At 38.9% G+C, this 24,881-nt stretch carries 26 protein-coding genes and 1 pseudogene; 17 read left to right on the top strand and 10 right to left on the bottom strand.

Annotated features, from left to right (window positions below):
• Positions 1–85 precede the first annotated feature (85 nt).
• Positions 86–265, top strand: a complete 180-nt coding sequence (locus tag NF867_RS07755; RefSeq protein ID WP_252587245.1) for a hypothetical protein — start codon at positions 86–88, stop codon at positions 263–265.
• Positions 266–344: 79 nt separating this feature from the next.
• Here the strand turns inward: NF867_RS07755 and NF867_RS07750 are convergent, their stop codons facing one another.
• Positions 345–1,100: a hypothetical protein gene (locus NF867_RS07750; protein WP_252587244.1), complete on the bottom strand. Its 756-nt coding sequence runs from the start codon at positions 1,098–1,100 to the stop codon at positions 345–347.
• Positions 1,101–1,318: 218 nt separating this feature from the next.
• Between NF867_RS07750 and ffh the strand changes: the two genes are divergently transcribed.
• The 7 genes and pseudogenes from ffh to NF867_RS07710 all read left to right on the top strand — a co-directional run bounded on the left by ffh (position 1,319) and on the right by NF867_RS07710 (position 8,660).
• Positions 1,319–2,653, top strand: a complete 1,335-nt coding sequence (gene ffh / locus NF867_RS07745) for a signal recognition particle protein (protein ID WP_252587243.1) — start codon at positions 1,319–1,321, stop codon at positions 2,651–2,653.
• 400 nt (positions 2,654–3,053) lie between these two features.
• Positions 3,054–3,638, top strand: a complete 585-nt coding sequence (locus tag NF867_RS18320; RefSeq protein WP_341870038.1) for a pentapeptide repeat-containing protein — start codon at positions 3,054–3,056, stop codon at positions 3,636–3,638.
• Positions 3,639–3,712: 74 nt separating this feature from the next.
• Complete coding sequence (locus NF867_RS07730; RefSeq protein ID WP_252587242.1) at positions 3,713–4,309, top strand: RNA polymerase sigma factor; 597 nt, start codon at positions 3,713–3,715, stop codon at positions 4,307–4,309.
• The gene (locus NF867_RS07725; RefSeq protein WP_252587241.1) at positions 4,293–5,522 is read left to right on the top strand and encodes an energy transducer TonB; all 1,230 of its coding nucleotides are present in this window, start codon (positions 4,293–4,295) and stop codon (positions 5,520–5,522) included. Before NF867_RS07730 ends, NF867_RS07725 begins: the two co-directional genes overlap by 17 nt.
• A gap of 27 nt (positions 5,523–5,549) precedes the next feature.
• Positions 5,550–7,412: a M1 family metallopeptidase gene (locus tag NF867_RS07720; protein ID WP_252587240.1), complete on the top strand. Its 1,863-nt coding sequence runs from the start codon at positions 5,550–5,552 to the stop codon at positions 7,410–7,412.
• A 3-nt stretch (positions 7,413–7,415) separates the two neighbouring features.
• Positions 7,416–8,231 (top strand): annotated as a pseudogene (locus NF867_RS18525) (RHS repeat-associated core domain-containing protein); the annotation flags it as partial.
• Positions 8,232–8,234: 3 nt separating this feature from the next.
• On the top strand, positions 8,235–8,660 hold the full coding sequence (locus NF867_RS07710; RefSeq protein ID WP_252587238.1) for a hypothetical protein: 426 nt from the start codon (positions 8,235–8,237) through the stop codon (positions 8,658–8,660).
• A 333-nt stretch (positions 8,661–8,993) separates the two neighbouring features.
• Here NF867_RS07710 and NF867_RS07705 read toward each other — a convergent pair whose 3' ends face one another.
• Positions 8,994–9,518, bottom strand: coding sequence for a 5' nucleotidase, NT5C type (locus tag NF867_RS07705; RefSeq protein WP_252587237.1), 525 nt, complete (start codon positions 9,516–9,518; stop codon positions 8,994–8,996).
• Positions 9,519–9,762: 244 nt separating this feature from the next.
• Here NF867_RS07705 and NF867_RS07700 point away from each other — a divergent pair, with 244 nt between their 5' ends.
• From NF867_RS07700 to NF867_RS07675, 6 genes are all read left to right on the top strand, one after another.
• Positions 9,763–10,308, top strand: a complete 546-nt coding sequence (locus tag NF867_RS07700) for a 30S ribosomal protein S16 (RefSeq protein ID WP_252587236.1) — start codon at positions 9,763–9,765, stop codon at positions 10,306–10,308.
• 100 nt (positions 10,309–10,408) lie between these two features.
• A complete protein-coding gene (gene rimM, locus NF867_RS07695; RefSeq protein WP_252587235.1) occupies positions 10,409–10,936 on the top strand; it encodes a ribosome maturation factor RimM in 528 nt (175 codons plus the stop codon).
• Between the two features lie 34 nt (positions 10,937–10,970).
• A complete protein-coding gene (locus NF867_RS07690; RefSeq protein ID WP_252587234.1) occupies positions 10,971–11,597 on the top strand; it encodes a carboxypeptidase-like regulatory domain-containing protein in 627 nt (208 codons plus the stop codon).
• 147 nt (positions 11,598–11,744) lie between these two features.
• Positions 11,745–12,422 (top strand): tRNA (guanosine(37)-N1)-methyltransferase TrmD, encoded by a 678-nt coding sequence (gene trmD / locus NF867_RS07685; RefSeq protein ID WP_252587233.1) that lies wholly within the window; start codon positions 11,745–11,747, stop codon positions 12,420–12,422.
• A 354-nt stretch (positions 12,423–12,776) separates the two neighbouring features.
• Entirely contained in the window at positions 12,777–13,124 is a 348-nt protein-coding gene (gene rplS, locus NF867_RS07680) for a 50S ribosomal protein L19 (protein ID WP_252587232.1), read from the top strand.
• A gap of 117 nt (positions 13,125–13,241) precedes the next feature.
• Positions 13,242–14,477, top strand: coding sequence for a mechanosensitive ion channel family protein (locus tag NF867_RS07675; protein ID WP_252587231.1), 1,236 nt, complete (start codon positions 13,242–13,244; stop codon positions 14,475–14,477).
• A 47-nt stretch (positions 14,478–14,524) separates the two neighbouring features.
• Here NF867_RS07675 and NF867_RS07670 read toward each other — a convergent pair whose 3' ends face one another.
• From NF867_RS07670 to NF867_RS18415, 6 genes are all read right to left on the bottom strand, one after another.
• On the bottom strand, positions 14,525–14,779 hold the full coding sequence (locus tag NF867_RS07670) for a hypothetical protein (RefSeq protein WP_252587230.1): 255 nt from the start codon (positions 14,777–14,779) through the stop codon (positions 14,525–14,527).
• 36 nt (positions 14,780–14,815) lie between these two features.
• Positions 14,816–15,478, bottom strand: a complete 663-nt coding sequence (locus tag NF867_RS07665) for a phosphatidylserine decarboxylase family protein (RefSeq protein WP_252587229.1) — start codon at positions 15,476–15,478, stop codon at positions 14,816–14,818.
• Between the two features lie 89 nt (positions 15,479–15,567).
• Positions 15,568–16,788, bottom strand: a complete 1,221-nt coding sequence (locus NF867_RS07660) for a Glu/Leu/Phe/Val family dehydrogenase (protein ID WP_252587228.1) — start codon at positions 16,786–16,788, stop codon at positions 15,568–15,570.
• Between the two features lie 234 nt (positions 16,789–17,022).
• The gene (locus tag NF867_RS07655; protein WP_252587227.1) at positions 17,023–17,838 is read right to left on the bottom strand and encodes a phosphatidate cytidylyltransferase; all 816 of its coding nucleotides are present in this window, start codon (positions 17,836–17,838) and stop codon (positions 17,023–17,025) included.
• A 62-nt stretch (positions 17,839–17,900) separates the two neighbouring features.
• On the bottom strand, positions 17,901–18,116 hold the full coding sequence (locus NF867_RS07650; protein ID WP_252587226.1) for a putative signal transducing protein: 216 nt from the start codon (positions 18,114–18,116) through the stop codon (positions 17,901–17,903).
• On the bottom strand, positions 18,106–19,041 hold the full coding sequence (locus tag NF867_RS18415) for a CPBP family intramembrane glutamic endopeptidase (RefSeq protein ID WP_252587225.1): 936 nt from the start codon (positions 19,039–19,041) through the stop codon (positions 18,106–18,108). The genes NF867_RS07650 and NF867_RS18415 overlap by 11 nt, the downstream gene beginning before the upstream one ends.
• A 152-nt stretch (positions 19,042–19,193) precedes the next feature.
• On the opposite strand from NF867_RS18415, the gene dusB reads away from it, so the two are divergent.
• Positions 19,194–20,186 (top strand): tRNA dihydrouridine synthase DusB, encoded by a 993-nt coding sequence (gene dusB / locus NF867_RS07640; RefSeq protein ID WP_256471375.1) that lies wholly within the window; start codon positions 19,194–19,196, stop codon positions 20,184–20,186.
• 88 nt (positions 20,187–20,274) lie between these two features.
• Positions 20,275–20,661 carry a Co2+/Mg2+ efflux protein ApaG gene (gene apaG / locus NF867_RS07635; RefSeq protein ID WP_252587224.1) on the top strand — a complete coding sequence of 129 codons (387 nt, stop codon included), beginning with the start codon at positions 20,275–20,277 and terminating at the stop codon, positions 20,659–20,661.
• 95 nt (positions 20,662–20,756) lie between these two features.
• Here apaG and NF867_RS07630 read toward each other — a convergent pair whose 3' ends face one another.
• Entirely contained in the window at positions 20,757–21,443 is a 687-nt protein-coding gene (locus NF867_RS07630) for a zinc metallopeptidase (protein ID WP_252587223.1), read from the bottom strand.
• A 150-nt stretch (positions 21,444–21,593) separates the two neighbouring features.
• Here NF867_RS07630 and NF867_RS07625 point away from each other — a divergent pair, with 150 nt between their 5' ends.
• A complete protein-coding gene (locus NF867_RS07625; RefSeq protein ID WP_252587222.1) occupies positions 21,594–22,928 on the top strand; it encodes a DNA recombination protein RmuC in 1,335 nt (444 codons plus the stop codon).
• Positions 22,929–22,983: 55 nt separating this feature from the next.
• Here the strand turns inward: NF867_RS07625 and NF867_RS07620 are convergent, their stop codons facing one another.
• Positions 22,984–24,837, bottom strand: coding sequence for an alpha-amylase family glycosyl hydrolase (locus tag NF867_RS07620; protein ID WP_252587221.1), 1,854 nt, complete (start codon positions 24,835–24,837; stop codon positions 22,984–22,986).
• Between the last annotated feature and the right edge of the window lie 44 nt (positions 24,838–24,881).

The raw sequence follows: 24,881 nt of genomic DNA, 5'->3' as shown, positions 1-24,881 counted from the left end.
AAAAACTGATCTCAGCTATTTAAAAACCGGTTATAGAGAAATTAATACTCTGATGAAAAGAAAAGATAATTTGATACCAAAACTGATGACATTTAACTTAATTCTTGCCATCGTTTTACTTATCAGTGCATTAGCAGTTTTCAATATGGGCGACAAAGCTGCTCAAACCTCCTTCATTGAAACATTAGGAAAGATTTATTTAACCATGTTTGGTATCGAACCTTTCTTTGTAGCTTTCTATTTATATTGGCCAAAAGGCGAATAAGCCTCAATCCATCATATTAAGGTAATAAAAAACGCCAGAATTAAATTTTCTGGCGTTTTTTATTTTTTAATACCTCCACTTAGTATTCTACCTCCACTTCCATAATTGATGGATTTTTCATCGCATCTTTCATCGAGTATTTAACCGTGGCTACCTTCTTATCATTGCTCAACGTTAGCAAGGCCGACTTATATTTTTTAACTGACTTAGGGAACATTAATTCCAACACAAAATTTGCGTCTAAGCCCGAACTTTTTATCATCTCATAGATCGCAGCATTTTGCGCTAAGCTTTTATTAAAAGCTGCTGTGTCAACGATTCTTTTAAAATAGCCTTTCTTGTATTCATAAATAAAATAATCAGTACTTAGTCCCGACGAGGCTCCTCCTGCCAGATCTTTATTCCCTCCGGGAAAATTATCCCCAACCGAAAGCTCCTTGTCAAAGTTTTGCAATCGATAGCGAAGATCTGCTTCGCTATTAGAAGCACCATTAAACTCTACTTTAAACTGATTATTTACCATATCCATTTGCATATTTAACCGCGTTGCAGACAGCATCTGAAGGGTTTCTTTGCTTTTGGTTTTTTTCAAACTATCCGGCATAACTTCAATAAGCGTAAAAGAAGTATCTATTTTCTTTGAAAAATCAGGAGATTGTTGGATTGAATCAGGGATGAATGCTTTCATCATTGAAAGGCCTTTACTAAAGTCGATGCTGTAAGACATGTTACCACCACCATTCTCTTTAAACTGAATTTTTTGAACCGCATCATAACATGACGTCAATGAAAAGGAAATAGCAAAAAGGAAAGTAATCAAACGTAGAAATTTCATATAGAAGAGATTATATAAACAGTAAATGTGCACAAAAAAACACGAAAAAAGATAGCTGCAGCCAATACAAACACACTGCTCTTTTTTCTAAATACCATTCTCTATTCCTCCTATCGTTTTTATTGGCTCAAGCCTCATTCTCCACTAGTTAAAAACAACACCACTTGTCATAAAAAATATTAACTTTGCAGCCCTTGAAATCAGATTCTTAGCAAAATATGTTTGATAATTTATCCGATAAGCTCGACAGGGCGTTTAAAGTCCTGAAGGGCCACGGCAGTATTTCCGAAATTAACGTGGCTGAAACCGTTAAAGAAGTTCGCAAAGCACTTCTTGATGCCGACGTAAACTATAAAACCGCTAAAGTTTTTACTGACAATGTAAAAGAAAAGGCTTTAGGCATGAATGTGCTTACCTCCGTTTCTCCAGGTCAGTTAATGATCAAAGTGGTTAATGACGAATTAGTAGAATTAATGGGCGGAAACGTTTCGGAACTCGACCTGAAACAAAACCCATCAATTATACTTATTGCAGGTTTGAATGGTGCCGGTAAAACAACTTTTACCGGAAAACTGGCCAACTTCTTAAAAACTCAAAAAGGTAAAAAGCCTTTCCTGGTAGCTGCCGACGTTTACCGTCCTGCGGCAATTGACCAGTTGAAGGTTCTTTCCGATCAAATCGGGGTTCCTGTTCATACAGATTACGAATCAAAAAACCCGGTTAAAATTTCCGAAGCTGGTATTGCACAAGCAAAGGCAGCGGGCTGCAACGTAGTAATCATCGATACCGCTGGTCGTTTGGCGATTGATGAGCAGATGATGAACGAAATTGCCGAGGTTAAAGATGCTACCAAACCACACGAGATCTTATTTGTAGTCGACTCGATGACTGGTCAGGATGCCGTGAATACTGCTAAGGCATTTAACGATCGTCTTGACTTTACCGGTGTTGTATTAACCAAACTTGATGGTGATACTCGCGGAGGTGCCGCACTTTCAATCAAATCAGTAGTTAATAAGCCAATCAAGTTTATTGGTACTGGCGAGAAGATGGACGCAATCGATGTGTTCTATCCAGATCGTATGGCTTCGCGGATTTTGGGCATGGGTGACGTGGTTTCACTTGTTGAACGTGCTCAACAACAATTTGACGAGAAACAAGCCGCTGAACTTCAAAAGAAGATCCGTAAAAATAAATTCGACTTTAACGACTTCCTTTCTCAGCTTAATCAGATCAAGAAAATGGGTAACATTAAAGATTTGATGGGTATGATTCCGGGAGTAGGAAAAGCTATTAAAGATGTTGATATTGACGACGACGCCTTCAAGCATATTGAAGCCATCATCCAGTCGATGACTCCATTAGAACGCGAAAACCCTGAATTAATAAGTGGTAGCCGTAGGAATAGGATCGCCGATGGTAGTGGAACTAATATTACCGAAGTAAACAAGCTGTTAAAACAGTTTGAGGATATGCGTAAAATGATGAAGGTTTTCGCAGATCCGGGCCAAGCAGCCAAAATGATGCGAAACATGCCAAGAGCGAGACGATAAGTTTCTTCACAATAAAACAAAAGCGCCAATGGGTTTTACTCATTGGCGCTTTTGTTTTATTAGGGGTTGCAAATAATTTTATCATTCGCTCTTTTTACAAGAATTAAATATTTTATATTGCGAAAAACCAAATATGTTTTAGCAGTAATAAAACCAACGCAATTTAGACCAAAATGAAACTCTTACATACATTTGCCCTATGGATGGGAACGCTTAGTTTCGGAGTGCTGATCGGCTGTATAATATTAAAATCTTTTCAGCCCAGCCAATCCGAGTTTGTAACGTTGATCAGCCTTGGGAGTTTTTCTGTTTTTTTCTTCAGCGGTTTGTATTTATTGTGCCGTAGCCTATACTCCAAGGTCAACAATCCTATAAAATGATTTTCTTTGTGCATTGATAAATGCATACCCCAATGAGTAAAGTTTACATTGAAGATAAATTATTTGAGAAAACAGATTTTTCTACAGAAACCCTGATTAAAGGCGAGTATGATTGCTGTACTTTCGTTAATTGCAATTTTTCAAACGTCAATCTGTCCGAAATAAAATTTTCAAATTGTGATTTTACCGGCTGCAACTTAAGCAACAGTAGATTTCATAAAACAGCTTTACAAGAAGTTCGATTTAAGCAGTGCAAGCTATTAGGACTCCATTTCGATGTTTGTTTACCCTTTCTCTTTAATGTTTATTTTGAAGGTTGTAATCTAAGTCTTTCTTCATTCTATCGAATGAACCTTAAAAAAACCACTTTCGACAACTGTGACTTAACCCAAGTTGATTTTACAGAAACCGATCTCTTGGGAGCGATTTTTAAAACCTGTAACCTCAACGGGGCGATCTTTGACAATAGTATTTTAGAAAAAGCCGACTTTAGAACTTCATTCAACTATACGATCGACCCTGAAAACAACCGAATTAAAAAAGCACGTTTTGACTTACAAGGAATACCTGGCTTATTAGCGAAATACGATATTACTGTTGAATAATTATAAAAGCGGTCATTGAAACTGAAATTGGCAATTAACGTAACTATTTCTAACTTTCAACGAAGTTTGCATACATGTTTATAAAGCTTTTCAATAATCCCAAACCGAAAGATGATTCGGAACTGCTTGCACTTTATCGCCGAACAGGTGATGTTGTGCATTTGGGTGAATTGTATGGCCGTTACATGGAACTCATTTTCGCTGTTTGCTTCAAATACTTTAAAAACGAAGATGAAAGCAAAGACGCCGTGATGCATATTTTTGAGAAAATATCAAGAGACCTGCTTCATCAGCACGTAACCAACTGGAAATCGTGGATTCATGTAGTTGCCAAAAACTATTGCTTAATGCAGCTTCGTTCTAAAAAATACCATGTTGAGCAAAGTATGGTCTACCTCACTAATGACGATGACGATATGGAATTTGCTGCAGAAGAGCATCATAATGGCAATGGTGATAAAGAACTTACACTTCAGACAATGGAAGCGTGTATTCGCCAATTGCCAGAAGAGCAAAAGATCTGTATAAATCTTTTTTATTTAGAACAAAAGAGTTATAAGGAAATTGTTGAAATAACTGGTTTCGATGCTTCGAAAGTAAAAAGTTATATACAAAACGGTAAGCGAAACCTTAAAATTTGTGTAGAAAAGAATAATGGCGAAGTTGCATAAAAATAAAAACCCTGAGCTTTTGGTCAATGAGCTGAAAGAACTGGCCGGTAAGGATTTATCGCCGGAAGAGTTGCAACAATTGCTCAATTCTGACCTTGAAAGAGAGGCCCTGGAAGGTTTTGCGGCCATGAAAAAAGCAGGCGTCAGCAGCGACAAGGCCTTGTTCGACCTACAACATCAGTTAAATCAAAAAATCAAGGATAGAAGCCGTCAGCGCGAACTGCCATGGCATAAACTAAGTATTGCTGCCACGGTTGCCGCTGTTGTTTGTATTGGTGCTTTTTATATTATCAAAAAACAAAATAGAGAGCAAAAACTTGCCGAACTGGCCAAGCAACCTTTGATGTGGGTAAGTAAGGACACCTTAATAATTTATCTCCCTAAAGAAGAGTTAATAGCTGTTGCTCAAAATCCGCCAAAGGCTCCAACTAAACCACACGCCCCAATTGCTCCAATTCCGGCTGATAACGGCACCCCCATATCCGTTATGGTCATGTCTGCACCGGTTGAAAGCTCAAAGGAAATTATCGCTAATGCTGAAAAGACAGAAGAAAAGGCTTTGAAAGAGGTTGTAGTAACCAAAGCAAATGGGATTCATACTGCCGCTAAAGCTAAGTTAGCACCGGCCAGTTATACACTACAACTGCTCGACATCTTAACTTCAATACCTGTTGCCGATGTGCTGATCAAAACGGAAGGGTCCGCTACGACTAGGAAATCAAATGAAAACGGAGAATTTGAAGTTAATGTTTCTGTTGACAAACAAAACTATGTCTTGTCAAAGCAAGGATACGTAACACAAACTATTAGTATTAGTGCAGAAGATTCTGATCGCTCAGTCATTGGACTGATGCCAGATCTTAAACTTCAAGCAAATACCGCTATAAAAGAATATCTCCAATCAAACAAAGCGCTTGCATCCGAAGCTACGCTTGCCATATCTGAATCGGCTTACCGGATCTATATCAATAAAAACATTAAATACCCAAAGGCCTATACCGAAATGGGCAAGGAGGGAACGGTGCAATTGGAGTTTACCGTAAATACTGATGGATCTTTACAAAACTTTATTGTGCTTAAAAGCATGGGTGCCGACTTTGACACTCCGTCTATTGATGTGCTTAAAAATGGGCCAAAATGGCTTCCCGCCTTTAAAAATGGCAAACCCATAGCCGCCAAGGCCCGGTATTTTGTGAATTTCATTCAACTGTAATCGTTCGAATCATAATTGGCGCCTAAAATGAAGCTAAGGTTTATCGCATTGCTGTTTTTAAGCACTGTTGCTTGCAAACAAGAAAAGAAAACTTCCGAAAAGAAAGTGATAGTTCATGCTGTACGTCCGGCTGATGTGCATAGTTTTTCAACACCTAAAAAAGCAAAGGTTAATCATCTGAACCTCAAACTCAATGTTGATTTTGAAACCAAGATGGTAAGCGGAGTAGCCGTTTGGGATATCAAAGCCGATAAAAGTGCTGAAAACATCATTTTTGATTCAAATGGGCTTTTAATTGACAGTGTTAAAGTAGATGACAGTCTTGCAAAATTTACTTTAGGTCATGAAGAAAAATATAAGGGACGCCCTCTAGAGGTAGAAATCACTCCAACGTCAAAAAAAGTCACAATTTGGTATAAAACTTCACCAGAAGCAGAAGCACTGCAATGGTTAAGTCCGCAACAAACCACTGATAAAAAATCACCTTTCTTATATACCCAATCAGAAACCATTTTAGCCCGTACATGGATTCCTTGTCAGGATAGCCCGGCTATTCGATTTACTTACGATGCAGAAGTGATAGTTCCATCAAACCTGCTGGCTTTGATGAGTGCAAGTAATCCTATCCAGAAAAACAGTTCAGGACATTATACCTTCAGTCAGAAAAACCCCATTTCTTCTTACTTGATGGCTTTAGCGGTAGGCGATTTGGAGTTTCGTAGTCTTGGTAAAAACACAGGCGTTTATTCTGAAAAAAGCATGATCAAGAAATGCGCATGGGAGTTTGCTGGTTTGCCTAAAATGATGACAACAGCAGAACAGTTATACGGCCCTTATAAATGGGGGCGCTATGATGTGTTGGTTCTTCCTGCCAGCTTTCCGTTTGGAGGCATGGAAAATCCTGAGCTAACCTTTGCCACCCCAACCATTATTGCCGGCGACCGATCATTAGTAACTGTGGTGGCACATGAACTGGCTCACTCCTGGAGCGGTAACTTGGTGACCAATGCTAGCTGGAACGATATGTGGCTAAATGAAGGGTTTACCGTTTATTTTGAACGTAGAATTATGGAGAGGATGGAAGGAAAGGATTATGCCGATATGCTCGCTGTTTTAGGATTTCAGGAACTGCAGTCGACCTTAACAGACCTGGGACCATCAAACCCTGATGCTAAACTAAAACTCAATTTAAAAGACCGTAACCCAGACGATGCGACCGGTGACATTGCCTACGAGAAAGGCTTTTGTTTACTGAAGACCATTGAAAATGTTGTGGGACGTCCAAGATTTGATGCTTTTTTGAACCAGTATTTTAAAAGCCATGCGTTTCAAACCATCAGCACCGAAGAATTTATTGATTATTACTACAAAGAGCTTATAAAAAACGATAAAGCTTTGGCTGAGAAAATAGGTATCGAAAAGTGGGTTTTCGAGCCAGGATTACCCGCCAATTGTCCAAAGTTCACTTCCATTCGTTTTAACAATGTCGATTCGGCATTGAATCAATGGATCAATGGAAAACCGGCAAAAGCACTTCCTTTTAAGAACTGGAGTTCTCATGAGCTGCTGCATTTTGTCAGGCATTTACCTAATACCCTTTCAATAGATCAAATGAAAGAGCTTGATAAAGCATTAGGATTGACCAAAACCGGCAACAGTGAAGTTTTAACAGCATGGTTAACATTGGCCATTAACAATCACTATGTGGATGCGTACCCATCGTTAAACAACTTTTTAACGCACGTTGGCAGAAGAAGATTCCTGTTGCCGCTGTATAAGGCGATGGCTACCACCGAAGAGGGAAAGAAAATAGCTAAAGATATTTACCTAAAAGCCCGGCCTAATTATCATTTTGTAAGCCAGCAAAGTATTGATGAGTTGTTGAAATAGTTAGATTACGGCGCCAGGTTCTATGATCCGGTGTTGGGCAGGTGGCATGTGGCGGATCCGCTGGCGGAGAAGATGCGCAGGTTTAGCCCTTATGTGTATTGTGGCAATAACCCGATTAGGTTCATTGATCCGGATGGAATGCTCTTTAAGCCTACCCCCGAAGAAGCCGCTGCAATCGCCACCAATGTGTATGATAAAAACAATGGGAACAAAGGCTTGATAGGCGGTTGGGAGCGGTCAAGTGCGCTTCCTTATATTAAATACGATAACGAAGAAACAGGACTTAATTCCGCACTCTATCAACGAACCAAGGAAGATGGAACAATAGAATATACCTATGCTACTGCCGGGACCGACCCGACTAGTTCAGCTGACCTTAATGCAGATGTTGCACAGCTATATGGTGTGTCTGCACAATATACTGAAGCTAACTTAAATGCTAAACGTATCAGTGAAAAGCTCGGTAGTAGTGAATTAACGTTTGTAGGTCATTCATTAGGCGGCGGTGAGGCAGCAGCTAACGCCTTGGCTACAGGTAGATCTGCAATAACGTTCAATGCTGCAGGGTTAAGTTATGCTACTAAGAAAAATTTAGGAATAGCAGGGGCTTCTGATCGGAAAATTGATAATTATGAAGTAAAGGGAGAAATATTACGTGTGCAAAATTATATAGGTCTTAAGCCGGAAGGCAATCAGCATTACATAGGTTCACAATCGATACCATCGCAATGGGTTGGAAGCATGGTTCCTATAGTAGGTTTTGTACAATCTGTAATGAAACACTTAATGGGGTCTGTTGATAAAGCATTAAAACAATAGAACATGGATAATAGATTGAATAAAGTAATAACAGTTATAAGTTTGGGACTATTCATGTACGCATTAACTCAAAAGTGTTACTGTACTACAGCATCTTGTGCTGATTCTTTTGCCGTATTACTTTCCGGTACTTTAGGCTGGGTTTTTGGTGGAGCAACTTTGACTTGGTTTGCTAATCCGTTGCTCATATTATCATGGTTTACAATTAATAAGAAACCTAAATTATCGTTAATATGTAGTCTACTTGCAGTATTAATATCTTTATCTTTTTTGCTCTTTAAAAGGATTATAAGTGATGAGGCAGGAAATTACAAGGAAATCATTAGTTACCGTTTGGGTTATTGGCTCTGGGTAGCGAGTTCCTCCATTATGTTTATAGGTAACGCTTTATCATTCTTATTCACCCAACATAGTGAAAAAATGAAATGAATTATATTGAACAGTAAATAAAATAAGGTCTTTAAGAAGGATAAAATAGGCGGTTTATTATAATTATATAGGAATCTGAATCGTTGCAGTATTATAAATACCATTAATAAAGGTAAGAACTAAAGGTTGAGTGACCGCTGCAAACCAATATAAAAGTAAATTTCAGGACGGGTCAATATGGTATATGCGTCGAGTATACGTCTAGTATGCGTCTAGTATGCGTCGACGTCGAGTCAATAGGGTGTTTATGCATGAAGTTAAAAAGCACAATTTCTTGCATAGTTACCTCCTCTGCTTAAAAACTTTCCAACAGTCGGCTTGCTAAATCATAAATTACAATAGCAGCCCGGCAACCTCTTCCCAGGTATTCACTCGTTCGTAATCTTTAATAAAATGATTGTGCGGAGAGCTGTACAAAATAGGGCGGCCTTTAAATTGAGAGAAGTTTCTGATCCGGTCATCGATCATGATGTCGGCCCCAATAATTGATTTATCTCCACAAAAAACAATATGTCGCCAATCAATAAATGGAAAGAACTCTTCTAACCAGTCGTATTTATCCTCATAGGAGTTTCTGAACTCGGAGGCTGCGCTGGCCACAAATACTTCATATTTCTGGTTTAATTCTTTCACCACTCGCTGGGCATCTTTCATAACAGGCAGATCTCTGAAAAAACCCTTTTCATTGATCCATTCATGAACTCTTGGCTTTAATTCGGCAGGTACCGCTTGAGATAGCTCTTTTCCGGTTAGCATTTCGGAAGTAATTTCAAATCCTTCGCGCTCTTTAAATCGCTGAATGAATTTGGCCCAGGTATCGGCCAATACTTCATCCATATCTATGGCTAGTTTTAACATATTTTCACAAATTGCACGAATTTAACGAATTGCGCGAATCATACGAATTTTGAAGAAGGACTAATTACACAAAAACTTTCCGATAAGCTTCGAAAATTCTTCCATTTGTGTAATCGGTTATCTGCTTTCTGGCTATTATTCTATTTAGTGTAATTCGTGTTTGCGTAATTCGTGTGAGTTTCTTAGCTTTGCGCTCCCTTTAGCGGAGATAAAGGGAATTTTAAACTTTTTAAAACTTAAAGAAATGCCTGCAAAAATCAGATTGCAAAGACATGGTAAAAAAGGTAATGCTTTTTATCACATTGTGGTGGCGGATTCACGTGCTCCGAGGGATGGTAAATTTATTGAAAGAATTGGTTCTTATAACCCAAACACCAACCCGGCCACTATTGACCTAAATGTAGAAAAAGGAGTTAAATGGTTACAAAACGGTGCTCAGCCTACTGACACTGTACGTGGCATCCTTTCATACAAAGGTGTATTGTACAAACACCATTTATTAGGCGGTGTTGCTAAAGGTGCTTTAACTGTTGAACAAGCAGAAACTAAATTTGCTGCTTGGTTAGAAGCTAAAGAAACCAAAATCAACGCTAAGAAAACTGGTTTAGCTAATACAGCTGCTGATAAAGCAAAAGCTCGTTTAGTTGAAGAGGTTAAAATTAAAGAAGAAAGAGCTGCTGCTATCGCTGCTAAAAATGCTCCTGTTGCTGAGGCTCCTGCTGAAGAAGCTGCTGCCGAAGAGGTTGAAACTCCTGCAACTGAAGAAAACAACGAAGCTGCTGCTGAATAAGCATATCTTCCACGATTTAGTAAAAATAGCGAGGCAATGCCTCGCTATTTTTGTTTAAAGCAACGCTTCGTATTTTTATTTACTGCTTTACTATGTTACCATGAAGATAGACGAATTATTCTCAATAGGATATATTTCTAAAACCCAAGGCTTAAAAGGCGAAGTACAGGTTTATTTAGAAGAAGACATTTTGGAAAGCTATTTCTCCAACGGAATGCTTTTCTTAGAAATAAACGGTAAAGCCGTTCCCTTCTTTATTGAAACAATGCGTTTTCAAAAAAGTGTAGCCTACTTTGGGTTTGAAGATGTAAGCACCATTGAAGAGGCTGCAAAATTAGTCGGCAAGAAAGTGTTAGTCCCTAAAAAACTACGCCCAAAGCGTAAAACCGGCGAACTCACCTACAAAGACCTCAAAGGTTTTTTCGTAACTGATGAAAAAGAAGGTGATTTAGGTGAAATTTCTGAGGTTTTTGAATACCCTAAACAATTTGTTGCTTCAATTTTAGTTAATGATACAGAGGTACTTTTGCCCCTTAATGAAGATATCATCACAGGAATTGATATCAACAATAAAAAAATATTGGTAACTATGCCGGATGGGTTACTGGATATTTATCTAGGCAACTAGTTTTAAAAATCATTTAGAAACGATAAATTTAAGTATGACAAAACAACTGAACTACCTACTTATTTTAATTCTTGCCGTTTTGGGAGCAAAGGCTACTTATGCTCAAGATGCGCCAAAACAACAGCAGGTTATTCAGTTTTCTGGAACTATTTACGCTTCTGACAGTATCAATGAGAAGATCCCTTTTGTAAACATCCGTGTTAAAAACTCTCGCAGGGGCACAGTTAGTGATATCAACGGTTTCTTTTCTATTCCCATCTATAAAACTGATACATTAATATTTTCGGCCTTAGGCTATGGAAATTTTGAGTTTTATCTGCAAGATGAAGTTCCCAATAACCGTATTTATCTGAACATCCGTATGCGCCCACAGATATACACTCTTAAAGGGGTAACGGTTTACGGGCTTACTAAAGAAAATTTCAAACGCGCATTTCTGGAGCTCGAGATTCCTGAAAACGCTTATGCGTATAAGGTAAATGCGAAAAACATACCCACTCCTGAAGAGCTACGGTTACCTCCGCCGGTTGGCATTGTTATCAGCCCTAGTGAATTACTAAAAGAGATTCCGTTTATTAAAAACGCTTCCGACAAGAAAAAGCATAAAAAACGGGTAGAGAAAGTCGAGAAAGACGGTGATGAAATTCCGGAAATGCATTAAGCAATGAGAAATTTGATGATTTGAGAATTTGAAAATTATAACTTCAGAAGAGCTTCCAATGGGAAGCTCTTTTTGTTTATTAAGGTTCGAAAGCATTTTCAAATCCTCATATTCTCTAATCTTCAAATTGAGAACTATCTTTGCGGCATGCGTATAGACATTATTACCATACTACCTCAATTGCTCGACAGTCCATTTGCCCATTCGATCTTAAAGCGAGCCCAAACAAAAGGGCTTGCAGAGATTGTGGTCCACAACCTGCGCGACTATTCGGGAAACAAGCACAAAACCGTTGATGATTATCCTTATGGTGGAGGCTCGGGCATGGTAATGATGATTGAGCCTTTTGTTGCATGCATTGAAAAACTCAAAGCAGAGAGAGCCTATGATGAGATCATTTTTATGACTCCCGATGGCGAAGTGCTGAATCAAGGCATTTGCAATCAACTTTCTACACAGCAAAACCTCATTGTTTTATGCGGGCATTATAAAGGCATTGATAACAGGATCCGTGAACATTTTGTTACGCGTGAGATCTCCATTGGCGATTATGTATTATCGGGAGGGGAATTACCCGCAGCTATTTTGGTCGATGCGGTAATTCGTTTAATTCCGGGGGTATTATCGGATGAAACTTCTGCACTTTCAGATTCTTTTCAGGGAGATTTATTAGATGCTCCGGTTTATACCCGTCCGGCGGAATTCAGAGGCTGGAAAGTGCCCGACATTTTATTAAGCGGAAACACACCTCTTATAGAAAAATGGCGCTATGAGCAATCAATGGAAAGGACCCAAAAACGTCGCCCGGATTTATTGGAAGATTAACCCCAATGCAAAACTTTTTTAGTAGCATAACAACCCGTTACGGTATCTCCTTTTCAGTGGAAAAGCGAACATAAACTTCATCAGGCTTTTAATCTGGATAAGCCAGAGAAATAAATGGCTGAAAAGATCGATAAGCCTGGTGTAAATCTAAAGTAACTAACATTATCAACACAGGGGTTTGTTCTGAAAAGTACTGTTTAAGTAACTAATTTACAGCAATCTTAAGAGCACTTTGTTCAAACTTCAATGTGGATAAGTTTCTTTTTGAAATTTCACTTTCATATTTCAAATAATTTCTCTATACTTGCAATCCGAATTTTAGACGATTAAAATTCGTTTAAAGACCTTAATAAGATGGATTTAGTAAAATTTGTTGAAGAGCAAAGTATAGCGAAGAAAGAAATCCCTTCGTTCAAAGCAGGTGATACAGTAACTGTGCACTATAAAATCAGAGAAGGTAACAAAGAACGAATTCAGTTATACCAAGGTGTTGTGATCCAACGCAACAGCCAAGGGGCTACTGAAACCTTCACTGTTCGTAAAGTTTCAAACTCAATTGGTGTTGAGCGTATTTTCCCGATCAACTCACCTAACATTGAGAAAATTGAAGTAAATAGCCGCGGTGCTGTTCGTCGCGCTAAATTATTCTACTTACGTGGTTTAACAGGTAAAAAAGCACGTATCAAAGAAAAAAGAGCTTAATTGTTTTCACAATATATGCAAAAACCCTCTTAGAGATTCTAAGAGGGTTTTTCGTTTTATTTTTAAATCAAATTTTTTGCATTCCGGATTCTCTTATTTCATCATTATTTTTATAATATGATTTTAGTACAATTATTAGAACGTGTTTATTGGGGCAACAGCCTCAACAATTATATATGGTGCGCGGGCATTTTATTTTTTGGCCTTTTATTTAAACGCATTATTTCGAAGTTCTTAAGCCGTTTAATTTTCAGGCTTTTTGAACGCTTTGCAGGAGGGGACACCGCAGTTAAATTCGTTGAACTACTGGTGCGACCTATTGAGCTACTAATTTTGTTTGTGTCAATCTACTTTTCTATCAACCAGCTCGACCACCCCTTAAATAAGCCTATTTTCAATAGGACGGTTGTTGTAGAGCAAACTGTAAAAGAAACTGTAAAACCAGCTAATGAAGCTCCCAAAACAACTGCTACAGAGAAAAAGACGGAGCAATCTTTACAAGCCTCAAACGAACCACATGTAAGAACCTACGCAGACCTTATAGACAAGCTTTTTGAATTATTAGCATTAGGAACTTTCTTTTGGATTTTATTACGAATTATTGATTTTATTGCCTTTGCTTTGTTTAAAAAAGCTACGGAAAATGACTATAAGGCCGGATTACAGTTAATTCCTTTTACACGCGAACTGGTGAAGATCATTGTAGGCTCATTAGGCTTTTTTATCATCATGAGCGTTGTGTTCAATCTGAACGTTGGGCTAATTGTAAGTGGTTTGGGAATTGGAGGGTTGGCCTTGGCTCTGGCCGGAAAGGAAACAGTAGAGAACCTTTTTGGAGCCTTCACTATTTTTATAGACAAACCTTTTATTGTTGGCGACCATGTTGTAGTTGGTGGTGTTGAAGGGGTTGTTGAAAAAGTGGGATTCAGAAGTACACGTATCAGGACTACTGAAAAGAGCCTCGTATCGATGCCTAATAAAAAGATTGTCGACAACCCAATGGATAATCTCACTGAAAAATCGCTTAGAAAAGTTAAGCTTACTTTAGCCTTGGACTACGCTACAACACCTGATCAATTGAAGAAGATAACCTCCGAAATTGAGGCCCAACTAAAAAGCACTAAACATATTGATGCTGACATTACGGTTGCATTTGAGGGCTTTGGAGAGTCGGCATTAATTGTTACGGTAAGCTATTTTGTAGAAATGATTCCCGCTAACGACCATACAAAACTTAAAGAGTCAATTGTTTATAAGATACTAGAAATTATTAGCTCCAATAACGCGGAAATTGCTTTTCCAACCAGAAAAGTATTGCATGAAAGTGTTGGAGGCATAAACCTAACTGATTAAACTAAAAAGGCCCCTAATGGGGCCTTATTTATATTTTGTTTAGCTGACTACTTTGTTTTAGCCGGGGCTTTTCCTTTAGGAGCAGCACTCTCTTTTGAGGCAGCATCTTTACAACAAGATTTTTTGCTATCTGCTGTCGTTTTAGCGCAAGCTTCTTTCTGTTCTTTAGTGCATGTGGCTTTTGAGGACTTTTGACAACAAGCGGCCTTAGGAGCCTCTTTCTTAGAAGCCTGGGTTGCATCCTGAGCGCTTGCAAAAGAAACAGCTCCAACAAACGCAATAATCATTAAGATCTTCTTCATAAAACTATCCTGTTTTGGTTAAATCCCAATATACAATTAACCGTTGAATTCTGCTAAAACGGTTATTCCGCCTTTTACAACCTGATTCAGTTCCACATTAATTTTAGTTCCAATTGGTAAAAACACATCTACACGTGAACCAAACTTAATGAAGCCCATTTCTTCCCCTTGTCCAACTTTATCACCTTCTTTAACATAGAATACGATACGGCGAGCCAATGCACCGGCAATTTGGCGGAACAACACCTCCACTTTCGGTTTCTGCTCAATTACAATAGTAGTTCTTTCGTTTTCTGTTGATGACTTTGGGTGCCATGCAACAAGGTACAAACCCGGATGATACTTGGCATATTTCACTAGGCCACCAATTGGGTTACGATTTACGTGAACGTTTACCGGCGACATAAATACTGAAACCTGAATACGACGATCTTTAAAATATTCGCTTTCTTCAACTTCCTCAATAACCACCACTTTTCCATCGGCCGGAGAAAGGACGAAGTTCTCGTTCTTATTAATTGCAATTGACGGTTCTCTAAAAAACTGGAGAATTGTTATTAATAATACAGCCGACAATGCATACGCTACATAATGAGCCCAAACGGTTTCCGGAAAAAAATAACGGGCTAACCCAATAATTACCGCACTAAATACTATTACAATAGCAAGGCTGGCATAGCCTTCACGATGAAATTTCATATATCAAAGTTAAAAATAAAGGTTGCAAAGTTAATAGTTTTTCAACTATCACCTTACAACCTTTCTATTTAAACAAAATTGGCTGCTTTTTAGAAACCACCCAATAATTTACGGGTGCTTGCTACTTTGTCGATAGCAACAATGTAAGCTGCAATACGCATATCTACATTGAATTTGATAGAAGCTTGATAAACTTGTTCAAAAGCTTCTTTCATGGTACGATCGGCACGACGATTAACGCGCTCTTCCGTCCAGTAGTAACCTTGATGATTTTGTACCCACTCAAAGTATGAAACGGTAACACCACCTGCATTGGCTAAAATATCAGGAACGATCATAATTCCTTTTTCTTTCAGGATAGCGTCGGCGTTAGCTGAAGTAGGACCGTTAGCACCTTCAACAATTAACTTAGCTTTGATGTTAACAGCATTCTCTTTGGTAATTACATCTTGTAAAGCCGCTGGTACCAATACATCAACATCCAGTGTCAATAACTCGTCATTGGTAATTCTTCCGGCATTTTTATAGCCTTCCAATGAGTTTTTATTAGCCTGTGAATAAGCAATTGCTTCAGAAACATTAATTCCGTTAGCATTATAATAGGCTCCCGAAATATCTGAAATAGCGACAATCTTAATGCCTTGGCTTTCTAATAACTTGGCCGAAATAGAGCCTACGTTACCAAAACCCTGAACCGCAGCAGTAGCATTTGCAGGATTAATTTTCAATTTGTTTAAAGCAGCACGACAAGTTACCATAACACCACGACCGGTAGCTTCAACGCGTCCCTTTGAACCACCAAGTACCAACGGTTTACCTGTAACAACGCCTGCATTGGTAAATCCTTTAATACGAGAGAATTCATCCATCAACCAGGCCATCTCTTGCTGACCGGTTCCCATATCAGGAGCAGGAATATCTTTTTCAGGACCAAAAACATCGGCCATTGCCTGGGTATAGGCACGAGTTAAACGCTCTAACTCACCTTTAGACATTTTACGAGGGTCGCATTTCACGCCACCTTTAGCTCCACCGAAAGGCACGTTTACAACCGCACATTTCCACGTCATCCAAGCAGCAAGTGCTTTTACTTCGTCAAGGTCAACATCCATTGCGAAACGGATACCGCCCTTACCTGGGCCCATATAGTTGTTGTGAATTACACGAAAACCTTCGTAAACATTAATTCTTCCGTTGTCCATTGTTACCGGAAGGTTTACTAATACCTGTTTAACAGGCGATTTTAACATGTTATAGGTGTCTTCGTCTAGGCCTAAAATTTTAGCAGCCACATCAAAACGCGACATCATAGACTCGAATGGGTTAGAGTGCCCAGCGAGTTTGCTCTCTTTAAATTCCATAAATGAAATAAGGTCTATTAATCAATATAATTGGTGATGCAAATCTTGCAATCTTTATAGAAATAACAAAAAAAAGCGTCTACCTGTGAGGAAACGCCTTGTTGAAATTATCAGATTGTTAAACTAATGCATCAATCTATGAAGTTACACTAGATTAATACTACTTCTATTAGCTAGATTGAATTAAACCTCAAGAAAAATTAAATATGCGTACACAAATGGCGCTGCTATCAATAAGCCGTCGAAACGATCGAGTAAACCACCATGGCCAGGAAGTATTGAACCAGAGTCTTTTACATCCAGGCTACGTTTAAACATCGATTCTACCAGGTCGCCCATTGTGCCAAAGCAAACCACAATCAATGCCACCACGGCCCAATTAAGCGAGTTGAGCGTGGTAAAGTAATGAGCAATAATTTGTGAGATCACAACTGCAGAAAACATTCCTCCAAAGAAGCCCTCCCAAGATTTTTTAGGGGAAATTCTTTCAAATAGCCTGTGTTTGCCGAATTGTCGGCCAAATAAATAAGCAAAGGTGTCATTGCTCCATAACAAGAAAAGAAAGCCTAGTGGTAACTCATAATTATAAATCATCCCGTGTAAAAAGCCCAGACTAACGAAGAAAATGAACGGCAAAACCGCATAAATAATTCCCAAAATCGTCATGCCTATATTCTCAAAGGGTTTTTGCTGTTTTCTGAAAAGCTCCACTAAGAACAACAAAAGCATAAGCGGAAACAAGATCATTACTTTCCTACTGTCAATTTGTGTATAGGCCCTAAGAAGGAAACACAAAAAAACAATTACTCCCACTGCAATACCCAGAACCAGATTTATTTTATATCCACCCTGCTTTACCAATCCATAAAACTCATAAAGACTTAAAACCGAAATAATGAAAAATAGGCCGACAAGAGTATATCCGCTATAGGCCACACAAAAAATAAGAACTGCTACGAAAAAAAAACCGGTAATGGTACGCTGAACTAAATTACTCATGATTATAAAATGGACCGCTAAAATAGGGGCTTAGTTTGATAATTGTATGAAGAGTGTACTTTTCAATCGAGTTTATCTTCATTCAACACTATTATTTCGATGGCTTTGGTAAACTCTTGCTGATGAACGAACAATTCTATAACTCCAAAGCTCATGTATGAAGAATCTTTTTTGTTGATCCGAACTACTTCAATGCTTTCCTGCTCTAGCAAATGAGCAATCAATTCGGCTTTGTACCATTCATGGGTATTATAAATCTTTATCCAATTAACCTCCATAATTCTCCAAAGTAGTTTTCTTGATTGTAAACCGATGGAACACCAGCAATAAGGAGCCACTCACCATAAAACATACCAAATATGCTGTTAAAGGGAGACTATCCGTTTGATCGATATTAAACTCGATTATTTTATGTTGGAACAAGTATGAAAAAACAACTACCGTTGCGTTATTAACAAAGTGAGCAAAGACTGCCAGCCAAATGTTACCGCTCCAATAAAACAGATAGCCAAATAAAACACCAAGGAGCATTCGTGGTAAAAAACCATAAAACTGAAAGTGCAATGCGCTAAAAACAATCGCAGCAACCCATATGCCTGCATTCGCATTTTTAAACGTATCAATAAACAAGCGTTGGGCAACTCCTCTGAATAAAAGTTCTTCGCCAATTGCCGGCAATACCGCCATCATAAACAAATTAAGCCATAACTGATTTAAATTGTCCATCCTTAAAAAAACTTTGGTCAGCTCGCTTAGCTGATCTTCCTTGGCTTTCATCCAATCTTCAACTCCACTTAAAAAAGCTGGGAGGGTCATTTTCTGATTTATTTGGTTACTAACCTCGAACAAGGGTGATGAAAAATAAGCCAACAGTAAAACAAGTAGAATGAGAAGCCCAGATGGCGCTTTTTGCATTTTCAAATAGCTTGCTGTGTTTTCATCACACAAAACCGGAAAAACGAGTGCAGGTATGATAAACAATGTGATTGCCTGAACAATTTGTAAAAACTTATAGGCAGCAATAGTTTCAGGACGACTTAAATCCATTAAGGCATCAGCATCGGTAATGATATTAACACCAAACAACGGTTTTAACAAAAACGCCGACAATGCCGTAAACATAGACATGCTGAAAATGGCAATCAGTACTAAGGCAATAATTTTAACCCAAAAAGATTGTCCCTTTAAGATTCCTTTAAACACTGTTTTATAGTTTGTTTGTTAAATGAAATAAAACGTTAGCAAAAACCGTGGCGCATTTCAAAAATAACATAAATCATTCTGTTTCAGAATGATAAAGGACTTAATATTGTTATCCTAAGCAGAAATTCTTATTTTTGCGCAAAAAATACGTTTTGGTAAAGATAGGAAATATTGAGCTTGGAGAGTTCCCGTTGTTATTAGCACCTATGGAAGATGTGAGTGATCCGCCATTCCGTTATGTGTGTAAGCAAAACGGCGTTGATTTAATGTATACCGAATTTATTTCTTCGGAAGGACTTATTCGGGATGCAGCAAAGAGCATACAGAAACTTGATATTTTTGAATATGAGCGTCCAATTGGTATTCAAATCTTCGGCAGCAACATTGAAAGTATGCGCGAAGCTAGTGCAGTTGCCTCAAAAGCCAATCCCGATCTTATAGATATAAACTACGGCTGCCCCGTTAAAAATGTTGCATGCAAAGGCGCCGGGGCCAGTTTACTGCAGGATATCGACAAAATGGTAAAAATGACCAAAGCGGTCGTAGAAGCCACACATTTACCGGTAACCGTTAAAACCCGTTTAGGCTGGGACGATAGCACAAAAAATGTATACGAAGTTGCCGAACGCTTACAGGAAGTTGGTATTAAGGCCTTGACCATTCATGGGCGCACCCGCTCACAAATGTATAAAGGTGAAGCCGACTGGCGCTTAATTCGCGACATTAAACGCAATCCGAATATTGAAATACCCATTTTTGGCAACGGTGATGTTGATTCGGCGGAAAAAGCATTTGCCTGGAGAAAAGAATTTGAAGTTGACGGAATAATGATCGGTCGAGCCTCTATTGGTTATCCCTGGATATTCCGCGAGGTGAAGCATTTCTTTAACACCGGGGAGTTTCTTCCGGGACCAACCATTTCAGAAAGGGTAGAAGTTTGTCGCACCCATTTCATGAAATCGGTAGAATGGAAGGGAGAAAAAGTTGGTATATTTGAAATGCGTCGTCATTATGCTAATTACTTTAAAGGCCTGCCTAACAGCAAAGATTTACGCAATAGACTAGTGTCATTAAACTCGGTAGTTGAGATAAACCACGTGCTAGACGAAATAAGCGAAACCTACTCAGAAGTACTTGTAGGCTAATCATTTTAAAATTTTTACAAATCAGAAAAAGAATTGTGTTTGCATAAACAGTTTTTTTTCTATTTTGCCCAAAACTTACAACACTGGTATGGTTACTAAAATTACAGACGGTGTTAAAATTTCGGTTGAAACCGTATATCAACCGGAGTATTCAAATCCGGCAAACAATCACTTTATGTTTGCCTATAAAATCACCATAGAAAATCTGACTGATTATACGGTACAATTGCTTCGCAGGCATTGGTATATTTTTGATTCCAATGGTACGCATCGCGAAGTGGAAGGAGAAGGAGTTGTTGGACAACAGCCGGTTATTGAACCCGGTGAAAGCCATGAGTATGTTTCAGGTTGTAATTTGAATACTGAAATTGGCACCATGAAAGGAACTTATCAAATGCTTCGGATATTTGATGGTTCTCATTTTGATGTAAATATCCCAGAGTTTCATTTGGTGAGCCCACATCGCATGAACTAGTGGTTTACCTTGTTTACTACTACATTAAAGTAAAATTCATAAAAAAGCGGCGACTGAATCTTCAGTCGCCGCTTTTTATATCCATGTGATCAAACTTAGTTTCGTCTGCTTCCGCCGGTAGCTATCGTAATATAATAAATAAGGGTTGCCAATGAACCTAAAGCTGCAACAACATAGGTCATAGCTGCCCACCAAAGCGCATCTTTAGCATCTTCATGTTCACGTGAACGGGTAATCCCCGAGTTATCCAACCAAGCCAAAGCTCTGTTACTTGCATCAAACTCAACTGGAAGGGTTACAAAGCTGAATACCGTTGTAGCCGCAAACAATGCAATACCAATCCATAATATAGTTGGGTTATGAGTCATTTGAAGAGCAATGAGTCCTCCCATAATGATCCACATCATCCATTGCGAAGCAACATTTAATACCGGCACCATAGCAGAGCGGAAACCTAACCAGGCATAAGCTTTAGCGTGCTGAACTGCGTGACCGCATTCATGAGCTGCAACTGCAGCAGCTGCTACAGAAGCATTGTGATAAACATCAGGACTCAGATTCACCGTTTTATTTGCCGGATTATAGTGGTCGCCCAAGTGGCCCTGAACTGAAACAACCTGTACATCATAAATTCCGTTATCTTTCAGCATTTTCTCAGCAACCTCGCGGCCGGTTAATCCAGAACTTAAGGGTTCTTGCGAATATTTGGAGAACTTGCTTTTAAATCTCCAACTAACAAGCATACTTATAGCGAAGGTTCCTATTATTAAAATCCAATACATAATTTTAAAGGTTTAATTACTGCTAAATTACTCAAAAAATATTCCATGGGGGATTATTGACTTTTTGAACTGAAAATTTTACAGTAACCCCGACAAGATTACAGCATGGATGAATTTGTACTTTTGTTTTTTTAACTCGGCTTCTTCTACATGGATCTAACAAACATCATTATTGGCTCAGTTGCTGGTATTACTATCGGCGTTATTCTGATGAAACTTATCTCTGCGAAAGCCAATCATCAACTTCTTTTAGAAAAAGCGAAGCTTGAAGAACGGGATCGCTTTTCGTCTGAGGAACTTCTTCGATTGCGCAGTTTACTTGAGTCGGAGAGAAGAGGCTATGAAAACAACCTTTCCGAAGAGCGTGAGTTAGGTGAGCAAACCCGATTAGAACTGGTGGCGATGCGCGAAAACCTGAAAAGCCAGCAATTACGGGTTGAAGAACAACGCGCTGAAATTGATGAGATGCACAAAAAGTTTAGCTTACAGTTTGAAAATATAGCAGGCAAATTACTCGAAGAGAAGTCACAAAAATTTACCGAGCAGAATCAGGTTAATATTACCCGTTTACTTGATCCATTAAAAGAAAAACTGACCGACTTTGAAAAACGGGTTGAGAAAACCTATGATCAGGAGCTTCGGGATAAGATCAGCCTGAAAGAAGAAGTAAAGAAGCTTTTCGATCTGAATCAGAAAATTAGTGAGGAAGCCAACAACTTAACCCGGGCATTAAAGTCTGATACTAAGAAACAAGGGAATTGGGGTGAATTTGTTTTAGAACGAGTGTTGGAGCGATCAGGATTAATCGAGGGAGAAAGCTATACACTACAAGCTAAAGGAATGGGCCTAACCGGCAGCGACGGCAATCGTTATCAGCCCGATGTGATCATTCATTTACCTGAACAAAAACATTTGATTGTGGATGCAAAGGTTTCGTTAATTGCTTATGAACAATGGGTAAATGCAGACGATGAGGACCAACGTGAACGATTTGGTCGTTCGCATTTAAACTCCCTGCGAAACCATGTTATCGAGCTAAGCAATAAAAACTATCCCCAACTTAATGGCGTCAATAGCCCCGAGTTTGTTTTGTTGTTCGTTCCTGTTGAATCGTCATTCAGCATGGCAGTTCAAACCGATAATGATCTGTTTAGTTTTGCCTGGGATAAAAAAGTGGTGATTGTAAGTCCGAGTACATTGTTGGCAACACTAAGAACAGTAGCTTCGGTTTGGAAACAGGAAAAGCAAAACCGAAATGTAATGGAAATTGCCCGTTTAAGCGGTGATATGTATGATAAGTTTGTCGGTTTTGTGGGAGATATGGAAATGATCGACAAAAACCTTCGTCAATCAAAAGATTCGTTTGATAAAGCAATGAATAAATTAAGCTCAGGTCGTGGAAATCTAACTGTAACGGCCGAAAAGCTAAAAACCCTGGGTGCAAAGACCAGCAAACAATTGGATGAAAAGTACCTGAATGAATAAAACCCCATCAATAACTGATGAGGTTTTAACCGATTTATAACGAATCTACCTTGGTTTACTTGTTCAATTCCAACACCCACATTCGCATTGGTGGAATTGTAGTAATATCTGAAAGAGAGACTTTTTCGCCCGAAACAACGTTTCTTGCGGTTGTAAACCCTTCGGTTCGTTCATCGTACTTTGCAAAGTCTACTGCTTTGGCTGTAGAAGCAGTATTCATTACACACATTACTGTTTGGTTTGCATCATATCTGAAATAAACATACAAACCGTCAACAGGGATATAGTGCATCAGCTTTCCGGTGGTGAGCGCTGATGATTGTTTTCGATAATTTGCCAGTGTTCTAACCAGTGATTGATTCGCTTTTTCGGCTTCAGTTAATCCCTGGCCTGTGAAAGCGTTTTTCTCATCGTCCTTAAATCCTCCCGGAAAATCACTGCGTAAATAACCATCCGGATTTTTAAAGCCTTTCATCAAAACTTCAGATCCGTAATACATTTGCGGAATTCCACGACAGGTTAGCAACCATTGATAGCCGATCTTTTGCTTCTCGACATCTTCACCAACAACTGAAAAGAAGCGAGGTTCATCATGATTGTCGAGCAACAATACTTTCTGCATCGGATTTTTACTGAGAAAATCGCTGCTTAACGTGTAGTACAAACGATTTACACCTTCTGTCCAACCCAATGGCTGAGTAAGGGCCGGTATGATTCCATAGTAAAGACTCTGGAAGTCGACCACCGAAGGTAAATTGCTTTTGAATGGAGTATTAATATTATTCTGCTCGAAATAGGCTTGATTGGCAACTCCATGGACCATCGCTTCTCCAAAAATTGACATTTTCGGGTACTCATCCAGTATTGCCTGGTTGCATTTGTTAGCGAATTCCAAACTGTTATAAGTGTAGGTGTCCAGGCGGATTCCGTCAATTCCAAACTCTTCAATGTACCAGATGCTATTTTGAATGATAAAATTGGCCATGTATTCATTGTCCTGGTTGATATCGGGCATCATCTTATCAAACCAACCATTGCTCATTTTTTTCTTATCGGCTTTGGTAGCGTAGGGGTCGAACAAAGGTTGTTCTCTAAAATTGGTTTGGGTATACTCGGGCCATTGATGAACCCAGTCGTTTTCCGGCGGATCTTGCGCCAGGAAATGGCAAGAGCCAAAATGATTATAAACAATGTCGGCAATCAATTTCATGCCTCGTTTATGCAAATCATTGCCAAGTTGCTTGTAGACCTCACTTCCTCCGTAACGAGCATCGATCTTATAATGATCGGTAATGGAATAGCCATGTTCAGTCCGGTTAGGCATATCATTTTCCATAACAGGCGTAAACCAAAGAGCCGTTACGCCGAGATCTTGCAAATAATCGAGGTGGTTGATCACACCCTGCAAATCCCCGCCATGCCGGTCGTACATTTCTTTTCTGTTCAGCGATTGATCGAGCATACCGGCAACTCTGTCATTGGTTTCGTCGCCGTTGCTAAAGCGGTCGACCATGATCAGGTCAATAAAATCAACCGAGGTAACACCTTGAGCATAGCTGGTTCCTAATCCTGATGGTCGTTTTTTTACCGGCCATTTTATTTCCCAGTTTTTTGAGTTTTGTGCTAGTTTGATCAACACATCGCCCGGCAGCGTTTTAGGACCAATTGTAATATCAACTGCCAGGTATCTTTTGTTGGCAAACTGATGCGTTTTTGAAACGGTAATCCCAGGGTAGTTAATCAACACTTTATCCGATGAAAAATCTTCGTTAGTACTCCTTATCAATAGCTGTATGGAGTTGTTTTTCATGCCTACCCACCAATTCGTTGGATAAATGGCTATATCCTGCGCAAACCCTCCCAAAGAAAAGCTCATTATTACTCCCCATAAAAACAGTGCTTTTTTCATTTTTACCTTTAGTTATTTTAATGTTGAAGAAAGATATTTTACAT

Origin of the sequence: Solitalea agri, from assembly GCF_023914155.1 — a bacterium.
In the GTDB taxonomy this organism is placed as follows: Bacteria; Bacteroidota; Bacteroidia; order Sphingobacteriales; family Sphingobacteriaceae; genus Solitalea; species Solitalea agri.
This window is presented reverse-complemented; position numbering and strand designations above follow the sequence as displayed.